Below are 1,002 nucleotides of genomic sequence, written 5' to 3' on the forward strand. Positions count from 1 at the left end.
CGGGGGCCGCGAGGTGCGGGCCGACGTCGTCGTGTCCGGGGTCGACGCGCACGTGCTGCACGAGCGGCTGCTCCCCCGCGACGTCGCGCGCCGGGCCCGCAGGCGGCTGCACCGCACGCCCCGCTCGACCGCCGGGTTCGTGCTGCTGCTCGGGCTGTCCGGCCGGGAGCCCGGGCCGGCGCACCGGGTCTGGTTCCCGCGCGACCAGCACGCCGAGTTCGACGCGATCTTCGGTCGCGAGCCCCGCCCGGTGCCCGACCCGACGGTGTACGTGCACACCCCCGACGACCCGGCGCTGCGCCCCGACGACGCCTCCGAGGGCTGGTTCGTGCTGGTCAACGCGCCCCTGCACGCCCCGGGGCGCGGTGTCGACTGGGACGCCCCCGGGCTCGCGGAGCGCTACCGGGACCGGGTGCTCGGCGTGCTCGCCGCCCGCGGCGCCGACGTGCGAGACCGCCTGCGGTTCGCCGAGGTCCTGACCCCGGCCGAGCTGGAGCGGCGCACCGGTTCGCCGGGCGGCGCGATCTACGGCACCGCCTCGCACGGCCCCCGGGCCGCGCTGCGCCGGCCCGCCAACCGCGGCCCGGTGCCGGGCCTCTACCTGGTGGGCGGGTCCGCGCACCCGGGCGGCGGCATCCCGCTGGTGCTGATGTCGGCCGAGATCGTCGCCGGGCTCATCGGCCCGGCGGGGACTCCGGGAACCGCGGCGGGGTCGTCCGGACCACGCCCACCGCGAGCTGCACCAGCCCGACCGCACCCAGGACCGTCCAGGTGAGGGCGAAGACGGTCCCCCACGACACCCCGACCAGTGGCGGGCCGGCCGGGAGCACCGCCGCACCGAGTGCGGGCAGGGCGACCACGACCAGCCGGGTCGGCCGCTCGGCGACGGTCACCGCGCCCACCCCCGGCATGCCGACCGACTGCGCGCGGGCCCGCAGGAACTCGTGCACGAAGACCAGCGCGAGCGCCGCGAGGACCCAGCCGGGCGCGGCGCCGAGCGCG

Annotated in this window: 2 pseudogenes; one reads left to right on the forward strand and one right to left on the reverse strand. The window is 79.2% G+C overall.

Features of this window, described 5'->3' with window-relative positions:
* A pseudogene (locus GTW08_RS13865) lies at positions 1–775 on the forward strand (phytoene desaturase); the annotation flags it as partial.
* Here GTW08_RS13865 and GTW08_RS13870 read toward each other — a convergent pair.
* Positions 675–1,002 (reverse strand): annotated as a pseudogene (locus GTW08_RS13870) (hypothetical protein); the annotation flags it as partial. The pseudogenes GTW08_RS13865 and GTW08_RS13870 overlap by 101 nt on opposite strands.

The organism is Pseudonocardia sp. SID8383 (assembly GCF_009864975.1).
In the GTDB taxonomy this organism is placed as follows: domain Bacteria; phylum Actinomycetota; class Actinomycetes; order Mycobacteriales; family Pseudonocardiaceae; genus Pseudonocardia; species Pseudonocardia alni.